Annotated in this window: 14 protein-coding genes and 2 pseudogenes; 8 read left to right on the top strand and 8 right to left on the bottom strand. The window is 42.4% G+C overall.

Features of this window, described 5'->3' with window-relative positions; translation table 11 throughout:
- Window positions 1-19 precede the first annotated feature (19 nt).
- Window positions 20-3382, top strand: a complete 3363-nt coding sequence (locus A4V09_RS07620) for a glycosyl hydrolase (protein ID WP_157766914.1) — start codon at window positions 20-22, stop codon at window positions 3380-3382.
- 255 nt (window positions 3383-3637) lie between these two features.
- Here the strand turns inward: A4V09_RS07620 and A4V09_RS07615 are convergent, their stop codons facing one another.
- Complete coding sequence (locus tag A4V09_RS07615; protein WP_065541818.1) at window positions 3638-4543, bottom strand: LysR family transcriptional regulator; 906 nt, start codon at window positions 4541-4543, stop codon at window positions 3638-3640.
- A gap of 347 nt (window positions 4544-4890) precedes the next feature.
- Here A4V09_RS07615 and A4V09_RS07610 point away from each other — a divergent pair, with 347 nt between their 5' ends.
- Window positions 4891-5370, top strand: coding sequence for a GNAT family N-acetyltransferase (locus tag A4V09_RS07610; protein WP_065541817.1), 480 nt, complete (start codon window positions 4891-4893; stop codon window positions 5368-5370).
- 288 nt (window positions 5371-5658) lie between these two features.
- Here A4V09_RS07610 and A4V09_RS07605 read toward each other — a convergent pair whose 3' ends face one another.
- The 5 genes and pseudogenes from A4V09_RS07605 to A4V09_RS26400 form a co-directional block, all read right to left on the bottom strand.
- Window positions 5659-7203, bottom strand: coding sequence for an amidase family protein (locus tag A4V09_RS07605; protein ID WP_065541816.1), 1545 nt, complete (start codon window positions 7201-7203; stop codon window positions 5659-5661).
- A 156-nt stretch (window positions 7204-7359) separates the two neighbouring features.
- Complete coding sequence (locus A4V09_RS25710) at window positions 7360-7482, bottom strand: hypothetical protein (protein ID WP_274537192.1); 123 nt, start codon at window positions 7480-7482, stop codon at window positions 7360-7362.
- Window positions 7483-7606: 124 nt separating this feature from the next.
- Window positions 7607-7771 carry an ATP-binding protein gene (locus tag A4V09_RS24855; protein ID WP_084043474.1) on the bottom strand — a complete coding sequence of 55 codons (165 nt, stop codon included), beginning with the start codon at window positions 7769-7771 and terminating at the stop codon, window positions 7607-7609.
- 37 nt (window positions 7772-7808) lie between these two features.
- Window positions 7809-7886, bottom strand: a pseudogene (locus A4V09_RS26720) (hypothetical protein); the annotation flags it as partial.
- On the bottom strand, window positions 7886-8239 hold the full coding sequence (locus tag A4V09_RS26400; protein WP_089280659.1) for a response regulator: 354 nt from the start codon (window positions 8237-8239) through the stop codon (window positions 7886-7888). The pseudogene A4V09_RS26720 and the gene A4V09_RS26400, both read right to left, overlap by 1 nt.
- A gap of 155 nt (window positions 8240-8394) precedes the next feature.
- On the opposite strand from A4V09_RS26400, the gene A4V09_RS26960 reads away from it, so the two are divergent.
- The 6 genes and pseudogenes from A4V09_RS26960 to A4V09_RS07565 all read left to right on the top strand — a co-directional run bounded on the left by A4V09_RS26960 (window position 8395) and on the right by A4V09_RS07565 (window position 12865).
- Window positions 8395-8955: a P-loop NTPase family protein gene (locus tag A4V09_RS26960; protein WP_242964019.1), complete on the top strand. Its 561-nt coding sequence runs from the start codon at window positions 8395-8397 to the stop codon at window positions 8953-8955.
- A 44-nt stretch (window positions 8956-8999) separates the two neighbouring features.
- A pseudogene (locus tag A4V09_RS07585) lies at window positions 9000-9113 on the top strand (arsenate reductase/protein-tyrosine-phosphatase family protein); the annotation flags it as partial.
- 221 nt (window positions 9114-9334) lie between these two features.
- Complete coding sequence (locus A4V09_RS07580; protein WP_065541813.1) at window positions 9335-9592, top strand: hypothetical protein; 258 nt, start codon at window positions 9335-9337, stop codon at window positions 9590-9592.
- A 286-nt stretch (window positions 9593-9878) separates the two neighbouring features.
- Entirely contained in the window at window positions 9879-10907 is a 1029-nt protein-coding gene (locus A4V09_RS07575; RefSeq protein WP_162291104.1) for a GGDEF domain-containing protein, read from the top strand.
- A gap of 15 nt (window positions 10908-10922) precedes the next feature.
- The gene (locus A4V09_RS07570; RefSeq protein WP_065541812.1) at window positions 10923-12164 is read left to right on the top strand and encodes a GGDEF domain-containing protein; all 1242 of its coding nucleotides are present in this window, start codon (window positions 10923-10925) and stop codon (window positions 12162-12164) included.
- A gap of 233 nt (window positions 12165-12397) precedes the next feature.
- The gene (locus tag A4V09_RS07565; protein WP_065541811.1) at window positions 12398-12865 is read left to right on the top strand and encodes a hypothetical protein; all 468 of its coding nucleotides are present in this window, start codon (window positions 12398-12400) and stop codon (window positions 12863-12865) included.
- A gap of 1283 nt (window positions 12866-14148) precedes the next feature.
- Here A4V09_RS07565 and A4V09_RS07545 read toward each other — a convergent pair.
- Together A4V09_RS07545 and A4V09_RS07540 are read right to left on the bottom strand one after the other, a co-directional pair.
- Window positions 14149-14910: an EFR1 family ferrodoxin gene (locus A4V09_RS07545; protein ID WP_065541809.1), complete on the bottom strand. Its 762-nt coding sequence runs from the start codon at window positions 14908-14910 to the stop codon at window positions 14149-14151.
- 369 nt (window positions 14911-15279) lie between these two features.
- Window positions 15280-16356, bottom strand: a complete 1077-nt coding sequence (locus A4V09_RS07540; RefSeq protein WP_065541808.1) for a helix-turn-helix domain-containing protein — start codon at window positions 16354-16356, stop codon at window positions 15280-15282.
- Window positions 16357-16459: the final 103 nt, after the last annotated feature.

The following is a 16459-nucleotide window of genomic DNA, read 5'->3' as shown; positions in this document are numbered from 1 at the left end:
GAAAGGAAAAGGTAAAAATATGAAGAGAAAAGTGTGTGCCATGCTGATGACAGTGTTGATGACAGCAAGTATGTGTATGCCGGTATTTGCGGAAGGAGCAAATACGGTTCCGGTTGTGACAACGAATGCCGACGAAGAAACCGGTCATGCAGAAGAAACCGATAGTTTGGAAGAAATCAATAGTTTGGAAAAAACCGGTAATTTGGAAGACGCCGGGAGCTGGTATTACGGAGCAGGATGGGAGTTTCAGTATTCAGGTGCAGAAAATTCCGCAGTATCCGCAGAGGACGGTAAGGTAAAGGTTACGGTAGACTACAGTGCCGATATGGATAAGGACTACAGTAAAATGGCAATCTCTGACTGGAATGATGACGGTATCCAATTTGAGTCGGTAACAAAAATTACACTGGATTTCTGCTACGATGAAACAAAGATGACAGGCGGCGGCTTTAAAATGGCGGTAAATTCAGATGCTCTGAATGTAAATGACACCATCCTTGATCTGGAAAAAGCAGAGACTGTGGACGGGATAAAAAAACTTCCGGTTATATTGGAGTGTGATGAGGCAAATGGTACTGTTAATGGCATTACTTTTTGCTTAATCGGTGTCAATACGGATTACAAGGGAGATATATGGCTGGATAATATCCGCTTTATCTCTGAGGAGCAAAAGCCTGCTTCAGATGTGAAGGTATGGGATTTCGAGGATGACACTGTTCAGGGCTGGCATTTTGATAATAGCTGGGCAACAGACAGTTATCATGGAGCAACCGAGGATGTCTGCAGCGTGGAAGATGGAAAATTGAAGGTGAATATGGATTATTCCGGCGATGTGGATAACGGATGGGTACAGCCGGCTATCAGCGTTTCACCGGAGGGCGGTATAGACTTTTCTGGTTCGGCCATGCTGGGATTTGAATTGTATTTTGAAAAGGATGCCATGACCACAGGAAATATCACCATAAAGGGTGTGGCCGGAGATGTTCTGAAAGATCAGATGTCCGGAATAAAAAATATGGAGACAGAAGATCTGGGGAATGGATTAGTGAAAGCTGTGATAAATTTTGAAATTGATTCTGCTGCAGCAAATAAAGAAACGCCGGATAAGCTGATGATTCTTATGGTGGGCAATAACACAGATTACAAGGGAGCGCTTTACTTTGATAATATCCGTCTCTATACTCCTGTAGTTGAGGATGTCTATGTAGATGCAGCGGAGAAAGCAGAGACTGAGACAAATATTTCAGGAAATGGTTCAGCTCTTACCGTGAATGGAAACAGCTATGATTACGCAAATAAGATTGCACTGGCAGACCCGGATGCGGATGCTGCTACCAAAGCGCTCTATCAGTATTTAAAAGCAATTGGGCAATCCGATGCGGCTCTTTATGGACATATGGAGGATACCGTTTTGAAGGCGGGGGCTTCTGATCTGTCAGATTCTGACACAAAAGATATAACAGGCTCTCTGGCAGCCATCAATGGTCTGGACTGTGGCGGACTGTTTTCCGGATTTGTTTCTAAATACAATGCACGTTATCCGGGTCAGGAGCAGCTTCCGGATACAACGGAAGGAAATATTAAAGCAGCAGCACTGTTGTCAAATGAGGCAGTCAGAGAAGGCGCAGTCATGACACTGTCCTGTCATATGCCTAATTTTGCATTTGCAGTGGAAAAAGACAGCACAGCTGCCAAAACATATGACCGTTATGATTACAGCAGTGCAGATTCCTATCATTTAAAGGGAGACTGTATGAATCAGATCTTGCCGGGCGGCGCGTATAATCCCCAGTTTACGGCTTTTCTGGATTTGGTTGCCGAGTATGCCGAACAGGTGGACGGTCCGGTGCTTTTCCGGCCGTTTCATGAGAATACCGGAAGCTGGTTTTGGTGGGGAAAGGCATTCTGCGATGCGGAAACGTATAAGAGTGTATTTAAATATACAGTAGAGTATCTGCGTGATATAAAAGATGTACATAATCTGTTATATGTATATGGACCAGGGTCTGAGGCAACAACCATGCAGGAATACGAAGAGCGTTATCCAGGAGATGAATTTGTTGATATGGTAGGATTTGATACTTACGATGACAAAGCATCTGCGGATGAAAATTATTCGTTTATGAAGAATTTTGAAACAGTAGTAAAACTGACAGATCAGTTTGCCAAGGAGCATAATAAATTATTTGCAGTTACAGAAACCGGTATTACGAACAGTGCAATGAAGAAAACCGGAAATGAAAGACCGGAATGGTTTACTGAGATTCTGGATATTATCACAAAACCGGAATATGACTGTGCATACTATATGGTATGGTCTAATTATGATTCTAAGAGTAATTATTATACACCTTTTGTTGTATCAAAAGCAGAGGACGGAATTCTTCACGGACATGAACTGATGGACGGATTTCTAAGGTTTTACAACAATGAAAAGAGTATTTTTGCAGCAGATCAGGAACAGGTGATAAACGGAGAGAAACCAGCTTCACCATCTGTGAACCAATGGGGAGCAACAGGCTATATCACCACGCCAACCGCAGGGAAACGTATACTTTCAGCGACTGACATAACAGCACAGCTCAGTGAAGGAACAACAGATGTCCATTTTGCAGTCTCTAATGGAACAAAAGAAATTAAACTGGTTACGGATGTGGATGGAAGAACAGCTACGGCCAGACTGACAGATGAGATTTTGAGCCAGCTTGGAGAGGCGGCAAATGGAAAGATAATCCTTTACCAACAAGATAAAAAGCTGGCAGAAATCACAGCAATCTTTAATATCGGGGAAAAAGAGCCAGATCCGTATATGGTAGATGATTTTGAAAGCTATTTTGGTATGGACAGTATGCTGAACCGTGTATGGGCAACAAACAAAGCTTCAGGCAGCACAATCGTTTTGAATCTGACAAACAAGGAAGGTGAAGCTCAGGATGGTTATGCTATGAAGTTTACATACAAAGAGTCAAGCGAAGGCTGGGCAGGAGCTACGATCAATAAGAATGTTGACTGGTCTGACTGTAATGCACTTCAATTCTGGACAATTCCGGACGGTAAACAGCAGAAGACCGTTATTCAGATTCAGGCCAATCATACCTGTTATGAAGTATATTTGAATTTATATGATGATTATAATCTACGGGGAGGCAAACCAACCTTAGTAACGATTCCGTTTTCAGAATTCTGCCAGCGTGATACAGCAGGCAATCCCAAGGGCGGTCTGGTAAATGACTGCGGACAGGTTACAAGCTTTGGTTTATGGGTAAATGCGGTTGATAATGAATATTTTGAAGGCGATACCGTAGAGGGCAGCATTTGGTACGATAATATCACAGCGATTCGTACGGACAGCGAAACAGCAGTATTTGCAGATCCAGAATAGCCGGTTCATGCCATATGAGTATGTTTACAATGAAAAGGTGAGCGTGAGCCCGAAGTAGGGCGGAAGCGCTATCCACCAATCCGGAATATCTGGCGGTGCTTGATGAGGATCAGCGTTTTCAAGAAATAGGGATCTCGAGTTTTGAAGCAAAAACGGCGCAGCCATTAAAACATTGGGCTGCGCCGGCTGGAAAGGCGAAAACTGTCATATGGAAACTGTCGGGATCGCGGGGTATTATGTACCCTCTAAAATTTTTCATAATGCTAAACTTCCACTGATAGGAGTCTCTATTTCCTTAAGAAGTTGTAGGAATAAACGCATAGCAGGTGTCATCCATTTATTCTTATGATATGTACATACTGTCCCAACCCATTTGCTTTGGATAGCGGTGGGGATTTCCCGGATGATATTATTTTCTAATTCTTCCTCTATGGTGAAATGGGGGAGATATGCAATCCCCAGATTTTCTTTTACAAGTTGTTTTATTGCTTCCGTACTGAAAAGATTGACTTCACTTTCTAAAATAATGTTTTTGGCCTGTAAATATTCACGGAAATTCTTATAATAGCAGCTGCTTTGATCGGCCAGTAAACATAGTTCTTTTCGTTGATTTTCTGTGATAAAATCTATATCTGTCATATCAAGCTCTACACTGCCAATCAAAACAAACTCGTAATGGTGTAGTTTTTCAGCTACAATAGTATTTCCGTAGCCGCCAATATCATAGTGGACGCCGAGGTCAACGGCCCCATTCATCACCTGTGCCCGTATATCATAGCAATTTGAAGAATGTATTGACAATGTTACATTAGGGGCCATGTTTCGGAATCGCTTCAAAATCTGTGGCATTTGATAAGCAAGAAGGGTTTCCGGTATGGCGACGCGTAAGTTCCCAGTCAACTCCTGATTGCCCTTTCCATGATTTTCCAATCGCTGAACAGCTTCAATCACACCATCTATATATGGAATCAGCTCTTTCCCTGCCTGTGTCAACTTCATATTACGACCTATTTTTTCAAACAATTTTACAGAAAGCTCCTGCTCCAACGCCTGCATTTGCAGGGTGATGGTAGATTGTGCATAGTTAAGATATTCAGCCGCTTTCTGAAAACTCCCAGTTTCCAGTATGGCTTTAAAAGTGTTAAGATATTTTATCTCCATAATTCTCCCTCACAACAATAGTTCATAAAAAATGAATTAATGATTCTAATAATTCTATAATACAAAACAGTCTATGTATATTATTATATTTTTATGGAAGTGATATGTCAAGGCATTGTGGGGGAAAGCTTAATGGATACAGCATTGCAGATTGTGGAGAAGGCAGAAGAGCTTGGATATGATAAATGCGGTATTATTCCGGTAAGCCAAATGTCGGGGTACGCTGACAAATTGGAGCAACGAATCCATAGGTTTCCCGAAACCGAGAAAAAATTTGCTGCGGCGGCAGTAGAAAAAACGGTTCCACAAGAAAAGAAAATCAATATATTCTATGAGGAGGCGGCAGAATGGAAATTCAAACATATATCGAAGCGGATCGTGAAGAAATCATTGCGCTTGTCCTGCATTGTCAAAATGACGGTACACGCCCTCTTGTATCCGTAGACGATCAGCCAGAACTGTTACATATCAGAGAAAAATATTTGGATAATGGCGGGAATTTCTGGGTTGCAAAGGAGCAGGGGAAAGTAGCTGGATCCATCGGTCTAATGATGTACAGCAGCGGCCTTGCTATTCTGAAGAAGTTTTTCGTTTATGAACCCTACCGCGGAAAACCGCACCATTTAGGACGGCAATTATATGAAACGCTTTTGAGCTTTGCAAAAGAGAATGGCGTGAAAAAGATAATTTTAGATACCCCTAGAAATACAGACAGAGCGCATCAATTTTATGAAAAAGCCGGGTTTCATAAGATTTCAAAGGACCAATTGCCAGTGGATTATGATTATCCGTATGAGGACAGCGATTTCTTTTCCATAATGATTTAGCCAGCTATATGAAAATGTTGCTAAGGATGAGAAGAAATACGAAAAGCGGAGAGCACTGGTGGTTGAAGACAAGGCCGAGATGTGCGGGCAGATAAAGCAGCTCTTGGAGGATTTAGGCGTGGGTGCTGATTGTTCACATCCACGTTTGCGAAACTATTCGAGACAATCCGCCCGGCGAAGCATTGAGAAGCCTAAGCGGGCGGTGGATTATAATGTCTCTGAAGGATAGGGTTAGTAAAGCCCATATTGAACCTAGTGTAGCAAACATGATTACAACTGGCTGTTACACTAGGGAGTTTCCAGTGGATTTATGCGGCCCTTTGTATATTCCTGAAAACTATACCCCATTTTTAACAGCGCCTCATCTTCGCCGGATGGAACGGTTAAGGTGGCTCCCTGTGGTACACCGTCCTTATCCCTCCCTAAAGGGAGTGTGAGTTCAGGGAAGCCTGCCGCTGCAGGCAAAGTGGAGGCCGTACTGTTTAAAAACGCAATGCCGTCCAGATCATTTTCTCTAAAGGCTGTATTTAGAACGGATTCGGCCTTTTTAATACTTTTGTTGATTTCATCAGAATCTGTGGCTTCCTTCTTTGCCGCTTCTTCGAGATAGTCCTGGCCATATTTGGCATTTGTCTCTTTTTCTTTATTATTAAAGGCTATCAGGTTGTCCAGGGTCTTGACTGGCAAACCATAAACACTGGCAAAATCTTCGTAATCTTTTTTGAATGTCAATTGGATATTGCTGAAGATAAAGACTCCTTCTTGGCTGAGTGTAATATCGATGACTTTTGCACCTGCATTCTGAAGTGCTTCTTTCAGGATACTTACCTGAGATTTGTCATTATATTCATAGCTGGTTAATCCGATGGTTTTACCTTGCAGATACTCTTTATCCCATGCAGGGGTGATAGCCTGATCAGACATGGCATTGTATACAACCGCTGCATCCTGGACGCTCTTTGTGATTGGGCCAGGGGTATCTATCTGCCGTATGAGGGGGAGAATACCTGTACCGGAGACTGTGGAACGGGTAGGCTTAAAGCCAACTACTGAGCCTGCGGATGCGGGTGCAACGATGGAACCGTCTGTTTCTGTGCCGATAGATACAGGGGCCAGATTGGCAGTTACGGAAACAGCGCTTCCGCTGCTGGAGCCGGATGCTGATATTTTTAAAGGCCCGAAAGGATTGATGGTCTGTCCTTTTGCGTTACTGTATCCGGCGGGGGCTATGCTGGACATGTATCCGGCAAATTCAGAAAGATTATTTTTCCCTAAAATAATAGCGCCGCGTTTTTTTAAACCGGCTGCAACATCAGCATCCTCGGCAGGAATAAAATCTGCCAGTGCAGCAGCGCCGGCACTGGTAGGAATTCCGGAAGTATTGATGTTATCTTTTAACAGAACCGGAATTCCGAATATTTCAGAGGTGTTTTCTGTCCGGCTTTTACGCTCCTGATCTTTTTGGCGGGCTTCTTCCATCGCATGGGGATTGATGGTCAGGACGGAATTAAAACCATGTTTATTTTGATCCAGGGTCTTGATCCTATAAAGACAGATGGCTGTCAGTTCCTCATAGGTAAGGCTGCCATCTTTTATATTGTCCTGGATATCTGCAATCTCTTGTTCAATTACATACTTTTCCTTATTCCGGACGATACCGGCCATATCCAAACCGGAAAGCTGGCTGTCGATATTGGATATCAATTCCTCATTATGATAAGCCAGGAATTTTTCACCCGGCGGAGCAGCCATTTTATAATAAAGGAAGCCTCCCGCAGCTATACAGAGAAAGAGGACAAGGATTCCAATCATGATTTTATATTTTTTAGTCATTTCGTTTCCCTCCGACGAATTAAAATTAGTTTGTGTATCTGAGATGCATTCTTGATGAAACAGCAGATGTAAATGTAAAATTATAGTCTGCGCTTTTGCCTGGAATTATACGGCAGGCATTTATTTATAAGATGACGGTAATCGCAGTTCCAACACCTACTGATAAGCCAGGAATTTTTCACCCGGCGGAGCAGCCATTTTATAATAAAGGAAGCCTCCCGCAGCTATACAGAGAAAGAGGACAAGGATTCCAATCATGATTTTATATTTTTTAGTCATTTCGTTTCCCTCCGACGAATTAAAATTAGTTTGTGTATCTGAGATGCATTCTTGATGAAACAGCAGATGTAAATGTAAAATTATAGTCTGCGCTTTTGCCTGGAATTATACGGCAGGCATTTATTTATAAGATGACGGTAATCGCAGTTCCAACACCTACTGTACTTTTCAATGTAATATCACCGCCGCAGCTCTCTACAATTGTCTTCACAACGGAAAGCCCAAGACCAGAACCCGGAATTTTCTGGGAACGGGATTGATCTGCACGGTAGGATAGAAGGCTCATCATCCATTTCCAGCACCTGCAGGGAAGTCTTTAAGACTGCCAGGGGAGTTTTGAGTTCATGGGCGGCATTTGAGAAAAAGTTTTTCTGTACTTCAAAGGAAGCCTCTAATCTGTCCATCATGCTGTTAAAAGACGAAGTAAGCTGCAGCACCTCTCCCGTAGCCTCTGGCAATTCAACTCTCTGATGGAGCTGCCTCTGATCAATGCGACCTTATCCGGAACACTGCTCCGCGCAGAAAGGATGAGTATACGCATAGTCTTATCCTGCTGACGAATTCGCCGCAATACTTCCATCCCGTCAAGTTTGGGCAGATTAAGGTCTAAAATGAGGAGGTCATAATTGTTAATGCTGTATTGCGCCAGAGCATCCTCCCCGTCATAGGCGCAGTCTATGGCATAACGGTCAACAGCAGAAGTTAGTGCAGGTGGAGCACACGGTTCCTTTTTCGCTATACCATATAAGTATAGCACAGTTTGCCTGACGTCTGAATAACTTTTCGTTTACTGGAGAGATGGCAAAACAGCCCCCGTCCATCAGGACAGAGGTTGTTCAATTTAAGTATAAAGTTTTGCAAAAACAATACCGCTAATCAGCAGGACAGCAGATCCAATTAAAAGCAGAATCCGTGGAAATCCTTCATGGTTCTGGGCATCTGAACTGGCAGACGATCCTTCCGTTTGGTTTTTCAAGCTTTCAGCTTCCTTGCGGCTCAGAGTTGAACATGTTTCTGGAGTATACCATGGCATCGGAAGAAAAATTTTCTCAGTATTTTGGTTTTACAGAAGAAGAGGTGGACATGTTATTTGACCGATACCTCTCCTGTACAGCCGAACCGTGCCTGACAAGGGAAGGGTTACAGGGCTGGTATGACGGCTTTTACTCGAAATCCGGCAAGAGGCTGTACAATCCCCGGTCTGTTATCACGTCACTGAAAAATAATAACTTTGGGAATTACTGGACAAGTGCGGGACCATATGATGAAATCGTTTATTATATTGAGTATAATGTAGCAGCTGTCCGTGATGACCTGGCATTGATGGCTGCAGGAATGGACGGGTGCATCGTTCCCGCGCCTTTGCTCCCAGGATGGGAATGCCCAGCCGGTGGAACAGGTAGTCGTTCACATCCTTACTACCCCGGCGCTGGTGGTAGATGGGAAGGTGGTCTGTTTTGGGAAGGTGCTTAAAGAAGGATGAAGTTGTCAGGCTGTTGAAAGAGGTACAGAGATAAATGGATAGAGAGAAGGTGAAAGTGGCTTTTGTCTGTGTCCATAATTCCTGCCGGAGTCAAATTGCCGAGGCCTTGGGGAGGCAGCTGGCTTCGGACGTGTTTAGGCGGTATGCTTATTGTCCGCAAAAATACTCTTAATATTTATTTTGTATGGGAATGTGCTATAATACAGGAATACATTGCCATATATCCAAAACATGGATTGAAATGTGAATAGAATTAGAATCATAGCCAGAAAGGGGAGGTGAATTTGCCTATTCTTACCATATTAACAAAAGCAACAATTGCATTTCCAGGAGAAACACAATATAATAAAAAAATGTTGGGAGGTATAAATGTGGGGTTATTTTTTAAATGCCTGGAGTAATTCTTTTGTTTTTCAGATGGTGATCGGTATTTTAATCTTTACGGATTGGGAATTAGAGCGGATGCGAAAAAAACGTCAGAGGCTTTATGGGTGCAAGTATCAGATTTTTCTGCCGAACGGAGCTTTCTATACCACAGACCAGGTATATCACACGTTTGATGGTCTGACTTTCACAGTGAAGGACAGGACGGCAGATATATTTCAAGGACCGGGAATATGGCATTAATATGAGAGTTAAGAAGACAACATAGAGCTATATATAATCTGAATGCAAATAGTGGATGCTATATGGCGGCAAGGGAACATGTGAACTGGAGATACCGCAGGGAAGGAGGGGGAGAATACTGGAGATTTCTATTGGATGGAGCCTGCTCATACCGGCGGCCCTTTATCTGCTCCGGGGGTATACATCCCTTCGGACAATGATAGCTTTGGGATATGCCCGTAAATGTACGTTGGTCCATAGTTTCTTATATATATTGCCCGAACTGATCTTGTTTTGTCTATGGTGTATGCTGGAGCTGCACCTGACGGTTGTCTATTTGCTGGCATTTCTATGTGATGCCTTCCGCTGGTGCCTAAGACGAAATGAATGGTCCAAAGGGACCTTCATGGTAAGCCTTACCCAGCCTCTCTATATCGCATTTCATATGATATTGATCGGATTGGTTTCCTTGGCCGTGAAAATACCGATGGGACTCATACTGCACAAGCCCGGATGGCGGATCGTGACAATCTCAACTGCTGTAGCTATCAGTATCTTGGCGGACATTGTTATCCTGTACCGGCCTAAGCTGCAGGAAGTACTCCGTGTGCAGGCTCTCAGTGAAGAAAAACGGCCGTTTATGGTTTTCCTTTGGTTATGTAATGTTTTCCTGCTCCTGGACAGCCTGCTCTGTATCGCGGGGATTCCGTGGTCATTACTGCCTTTGCTGTTGATCGGGGCGGCAGCACTCAAAGAATTCTTTATTATCCGCTGCCTGTTCCATCTGTATTCTATCATTGTGGAACACCGAAGCGAGATCCGGAACCGGGAGCTGTCCCAAAAGCTTGCCCGGCAGGAGCGGCGGACGGAGGAACTGAAAAACAGGAGCGACAGGGATACACTGACAGGGCTGTTTTCCCGCCAGTATCTGATGGAGCAGATGGAACTCCTTTTGGAGAAAAAACAGCAGTTTTCCCTGGCGTACATAGATTTGGACGGACTGAAACGTATCAACGACAGTCAGGGGCATGCCGCGGGGGATTCTTATCTCGTGCAGTTTTCCCAGTATATCCTCGGCCGGCTTCGGGAAAAGGATATATTTGCAAGGGTTGGCGGCGATGAATTTGTGATTGTGCTTTCCGGGTGCAGCGAGGCCGATGCGAAAGAAAAACTGGAGAAAATGCGTTCTGAGGTTGCGGAGGGAAAATTTGAGCACATACCGGCCTTCAGTTTCGGCATCGCGGAAGTAGATCTAAATACACAAGAGCGCGCATATCAACTGTTGGAGCGTGCCGATAAGGGTATGTACCAGGACAAAGAGAGCAGAAGGCACTAGAGAGGAGGCAGAGCTGTGGAGAGATTTTTCGTTCCTTTCAATGTATTCATTATCCTGTTGAATGCAGCGGCATATTTCTTCTATCACTGGAATTACTTCAACTTTGTCAGCAGACAGCGGCAGATGCCAGGGCTTCGCACCAGGGCGGTTATTCTGTTTTTTGGATTAAATTATATGGCTTTTGTTGTGTTCGGTGTGCTGGAATTCCATCTGATCATGAACTGGCTCTGTTTTGCTGTCCTCCTGTTTGGTGAAACCATGTTTTACACGGATAGGGACAGGCACTGCACGTTGTTCAGTACGCTGACCGGGATTATTTACGGCTTGGCAATTAATATTCTCTGCCGAAGTGCCATAGCGATCATCACCGGGCAGTCTTTGCAGGCCTTTGATAATCATATCAGCAGTTCCCAAAATCTGAAGGCTATTCCGGTATTTCTCGGATTTGTTCTGGCTGGCTTTACTATGCAGGTTCTGAGCCGGGCCCGATTTCAGGGATATCTGCGTCTGATCATGAAATACCGTCGGCGCCTGGGGTTTTTGCTGGAATTGCTTACATGCCTGTTCTTTTATCTGTTCCTGAACTTATTGGTCTATTCGACAGATGCAAATAACCTGCTTTTGAAGGGATGGAGCATCAAATCCAGCCTTTTCAGCATGATGGGGTTTGCCATAGGCATCTGGTACACATGGCGGATCTGCGTCATGGCGGAATACCGGGAAAAGAACCGGAGTATGGAGCAGGAGCTGGAAATCTACCGGCAGGAGGAGCCGCGCCTGCTGCAAAAGGCGATCCGGGACCCGCTGACAGGGTTATACAACCGGCAGCATGCCCTGGATGTGGGCAGCGATATGCTGTGCAGGGAGACTTCCATAACCGTTTGTTTCGTGGATCTGGACGGATTAAAGAAGATGAATGACCAGTACGGACATGCGGAGGGTGACCGCTATATCAGGACGGTGATCGGGCAGCTGCGGCATGCATGCCGGAGTGGGAAGGATATGCTGTTTCGTTATGGAGGGGATGAGTTCCTGCTGCTTTTTCCGGAGGCTCCGGTCAGCATTGTAGAAAGCCGTATGGAAGAAATTCTTTGTATGCTCACGGAGCAGGGGAGGACAGATCGCTTCCAAGGACCGCTTTCCTTCAGTTACGGTGTGATAGATGGACAGGGTTTTTCCGACTTTGCAGAATTGGTCCAGGCGGCAGACAAAAAGATGTATATGCAGAAAAAAGAAAAGCACAGGGCACGTAAATGAATAACCCTTGGCAATCCAGTTCTGGCGTTTCCGATCAGAAAAAGATATGATGAATATTTCTGGTACGGGATCTACGCTTTACCACATTTAGAGACCATGAAAATGCTTACGGGATATACTTGAAAATATGCCGGACATGGTGAGAGAAGTGCCAGATATTACAGAAAGTTAATTTTCAGTTGGTGGAGCTGGAAAATTTGGATTTACGGAGGGATTTAGAAGTGAGGAGAATTATGAAAAAAATAATCAGCACACTTATAATTTGTACTTTGTTGTTGACCGGATGTGGAGGCAATGTACTTAATCACAGAAATGAAGAAAGGGAAAAACAAAGTAAAATAGAGTTATATTCCGTTCAAGATGATAAACTTTTAAAAACGATTGATAACCAAGATGCTGTTAAACAGCTATTGGATACATCTAATTGGGAAGAAATAGAAAGATTATCATCTGATTTGATACCCGAATATAAAATGCTTGTATATCAGGAAAAAACATTACTGTATGGTCAAGACCCTAACGAAGAAAGGGACTATGAACTTATTGAAACAGTCATTACTTTCCAAAACAGTAAATATGTTCAAGAGATCATTTCGAGTAATGTTATAAAGAATATGGCCATTCCAGAAGACGCAATGACATTTTATTATAAAATACCTGATGATCTTCAAAAGGAATTAGATGAAATCATAAATGATTAAATCCCAGTTGATGTGACTGGAGAATGAATTTGATAAGGTGAGAAGATGATAACAGGATACTATTGTACAAATGTTTTCTCAGAGCAGGCGAAAGAACTCGTTGAGTTCTACTATTCAATGCGCAGCCAACAGGATATCCATCATTTGTTTTTCAAACAGAAAATCTTGATTCGGCGATGGTATGTATAAAGAAAAAAGGAGGTATCCCATCAGATATGATTGGGGAACTGACGAAGTCCGCTTAAAAGATCCTGATAAAAACGAAGTAGTGATAGTTGAGTTTAAGTACTCAACGTAAGCGCGGGGGAAATCTATGCAGACCGGGTTGTAAACGGATTTGATGTGCAATATTGATGGAAAAACAGTGTACAGTGATTGATTGGAATAGCTTTTAAAGTCAAGGAGGATGAAGTAAGTATGCAGCACAAGGTAAAATTAACGGTAATGAACAAGAATTTATATCCGGACCTTCAGGCGCAGTATTGTGCGGATCCAGCTTCAGGAGCCTGCCCCTTAACTTCACATACTGCATAGGGTTAAAAGTAATCAGCCTTTTGGGAAATACCGCAAAGCGGAAGGAATTTTGCAACACCGCCGAGAACAGGAGCATATAGCCTTTGCTCATTACTTTTGAGGTCGATCCATCTGGATTTTCCACGCCATAGCTTAGAAAGTCAATAAATGCCTGTAAATGGTCGGCGGTGACAGTTTTCAGCTTTCGCTTGCCGTTAGGGTATTGCTTGATAGATATTAAGACTGGAAAAACAATGAAATTCACCTGGTGCAGGGTAAAACAGACATTCCGTTACATATGCCAGTGTCAAAACAGGTATTGACTGCCGTTGCTGACTATATCCTCCATGGCAGACCGGAAACATCTGACTGCCATGTATTTGTCAGGCACATCGCACCATACAATTACTTCCATGACGGGGTATCCATTGCCTGCATCTTTCGTAAATATCTTAAAAAGGCCGGAATTGAGCATGTCACAGGCGATGGTAAGACATTGCATGGAATCCGGAGGGGGTTGGGCACGGGTACCTTAAATCGGCAATTGATAGGCATTAATGAAGCGATTCAGGATAACAATAAAGTCGGGATAAGTGGTGTGAGGGGCCGGCTTATCAACTAATGGTTAGCCTCCTACTCGATTATGCAAAGATGATTTCTTTTTCTACAATCTCAATCCTTTATTTTCAAGGTTTTCGGAGGAGTTTATTAAAACTCTGTAACCTTTGTTAAGAGGTCATAGTTTCTTGAAAATCAAATTTTGATTTGATTTATAGATAATTTTCAATCCTGCACTGTTCAACAACCTGTTTCCCTAATAGCGTGATTGCCTGTTTAGGGCAATTGCTAACGCAGCGGTAGCACATGGTGCATCGGCTATCTGCTGCCGCGATCCGGTCTCTTAAATCAATATTTTCCATAGGACATAGAGCAACGCACTTACCACAACCGATGCATTTTTGTGTAGCAATCTTCAATTTATCTGTATAGTGCCGTGTCTTGTTAGGAAAATATAATCTCTGTCCAAACAGACCGGCTAAATGATAGAAAAATCCGATTCCCTCCTGCGGCGGATTTTCATTTCGCAATTCTCGTACAGCAGCTTTTATTTTATTTTCCGCATTTGCAACAAGTCTTTTGTTTGTTTCCAAAGGTCGCTTTAATGCTTTTTCATCACCGATACTGTCCGGCATTTTGAGGTGCAGTCCACCAATGATGTGTGCGCCGTACTTTTCCAACAAGCGAGCCAACATACCAGCGCCGTCACCGCTGAACAAACCCATCGTGGCAATTACGAAAATCCGCTTTTCTTTCCAGATATTTTGGTGATTGATTATAAAATCTCTCACTATTTTGGGTATATTGCTATATTGCACCGGGTAAGCAAATACAATGTCTTCATGCTGTCCGATTTTCCTCAAAAGTTCTTCGTTTTCAATGGAAAACACGGCTGCTCCCGCATGGTATTCTTGTACAAATTTTTCTATACAATACTTTGAGTTTCCTGTTCCGCTAAAATATACTCCTATCATATTCTTCCCCCATTTCCACTTGATAGATTGGGAAACACATACAGCGATTAGAATAATTGCAATTATCAGTGTTATATCGTTATGCGCTACAAGGGTAATTATAGCTGATACGAATGCAAGAACTAATAAAATTTAAACAATACATTCTTCTTCAAGTGACTTACCTCCTCCAATTCTTCCGCATAAATTCAAATGTTATCGGCAGTCACTTTCTTTTCGATGTCCAATTCCATTTCTGTGATCTTCTAACAGTGATTTGAGATATTTTGATAAATTTATATTCCCTTCATTTCTGAACGTGTCAATAGCTGTATTCATCAATAACTCAGTCAGTCTCATAGGCAGTTCATCTACAGTAGGGGAGAACTTTTATTTTTTTCGCTGTTCTCTATATTTACTTGGCAGCATCCCAAACTGTTTTGTAAATAATTGGTTAAAGTGTCCCCAGTTAGAGAAATGTAGATTTTCCATAATGGATGCAATAGTCTGATCAGTTTCTACCAACAGTCTTGCAGCTTCGTTCATAGCAAAATCTTTACCATATTCAAAAAGACTCATTCCGGTATTTTTTTTAATAATAGAATTCAGATAGTTTCCACTATAATGAAGTGTCTGTTCAAGTCCAGTGCGGGTCATTCGACCGTGGGTATCTTCCATTAAATGGCGGATACGCGAGAAAAGGAGTGCATCGTTTTTGGTATGCAATGACACAGGAATAATGTGGAATGCTTCTTTTGTATCCAGATAATCAAACAATTCGTAGAGTAATCCTTTTATAATGTACTCACTTCCTAATCTTGGAAGAAATAAATTTGCAATGAGATCATTAGCTATTCTATGGAGATGGGAAGTGTTTTTTCTTCCATGAACATATATATTTTTATCACTGGCAGCTTCGTAATAATTCTGATATACAGGGAAGAAATCCAAATAATTTTTATGATGATCAGAAAGTAGGTTTTCTTCCATAAATGTGAACAAGCTATTAGAAATCTTAGGCGCGCCTTGAAAAAATGTGGATTGGCTATGCTCTATAAAATCAGTTATGAATTCGGTGGAGAATTCAAGATAAAATAAGGTTCCATCTTCTGAAAATTTTTCTGCATGTGAAACATTACGATTAATCAGACAGCAGGAACCAGCGGAATAAAGATAACTTTGTCCTTCTATTTCCTGATAAACTTTACCTTTTAATACTACTAATAATTCAAAAAAGTCATGCTTATGTTCAATGGAAAGGTAGCTATTTGAAACAGAAGGGGGAGTGTAGGTACTTCCAGTTGGAGAAACACAAAGTGCATTGGCGACAATTCCATTTTCAGTTTGCATATTGTATTTTACTGTTATATGAAGCGGTGTATGCAGCTTTAAATGAACAGTTTGATCTATTTGAAAATATTCTAATCCACTTTCTTGGATTAATGATGTTTCATTATTTTTAGTCATGATATCACCTCTTTTTTATTATACACGAATATGTAAGAAAATGATAGGACAAGATATTCTTTTAAGACGGTTGTGTCATAGTCATATAATCCGTGGAATGATA

The sequence above is a fragment of the Blautia pseudococcoides genome (genome assembly GCF_001689125.2).
Lineage (GTDB): Bacteria > Bacillota > Clostridia > Lachnospirales > Lachnospiraceae > Blautia > Blautia pseudococcoides.
Note: the sequence above shows the minus strand (reverse complement) of the source record. Positions and strands in the feature narration are given on the sequence as shown.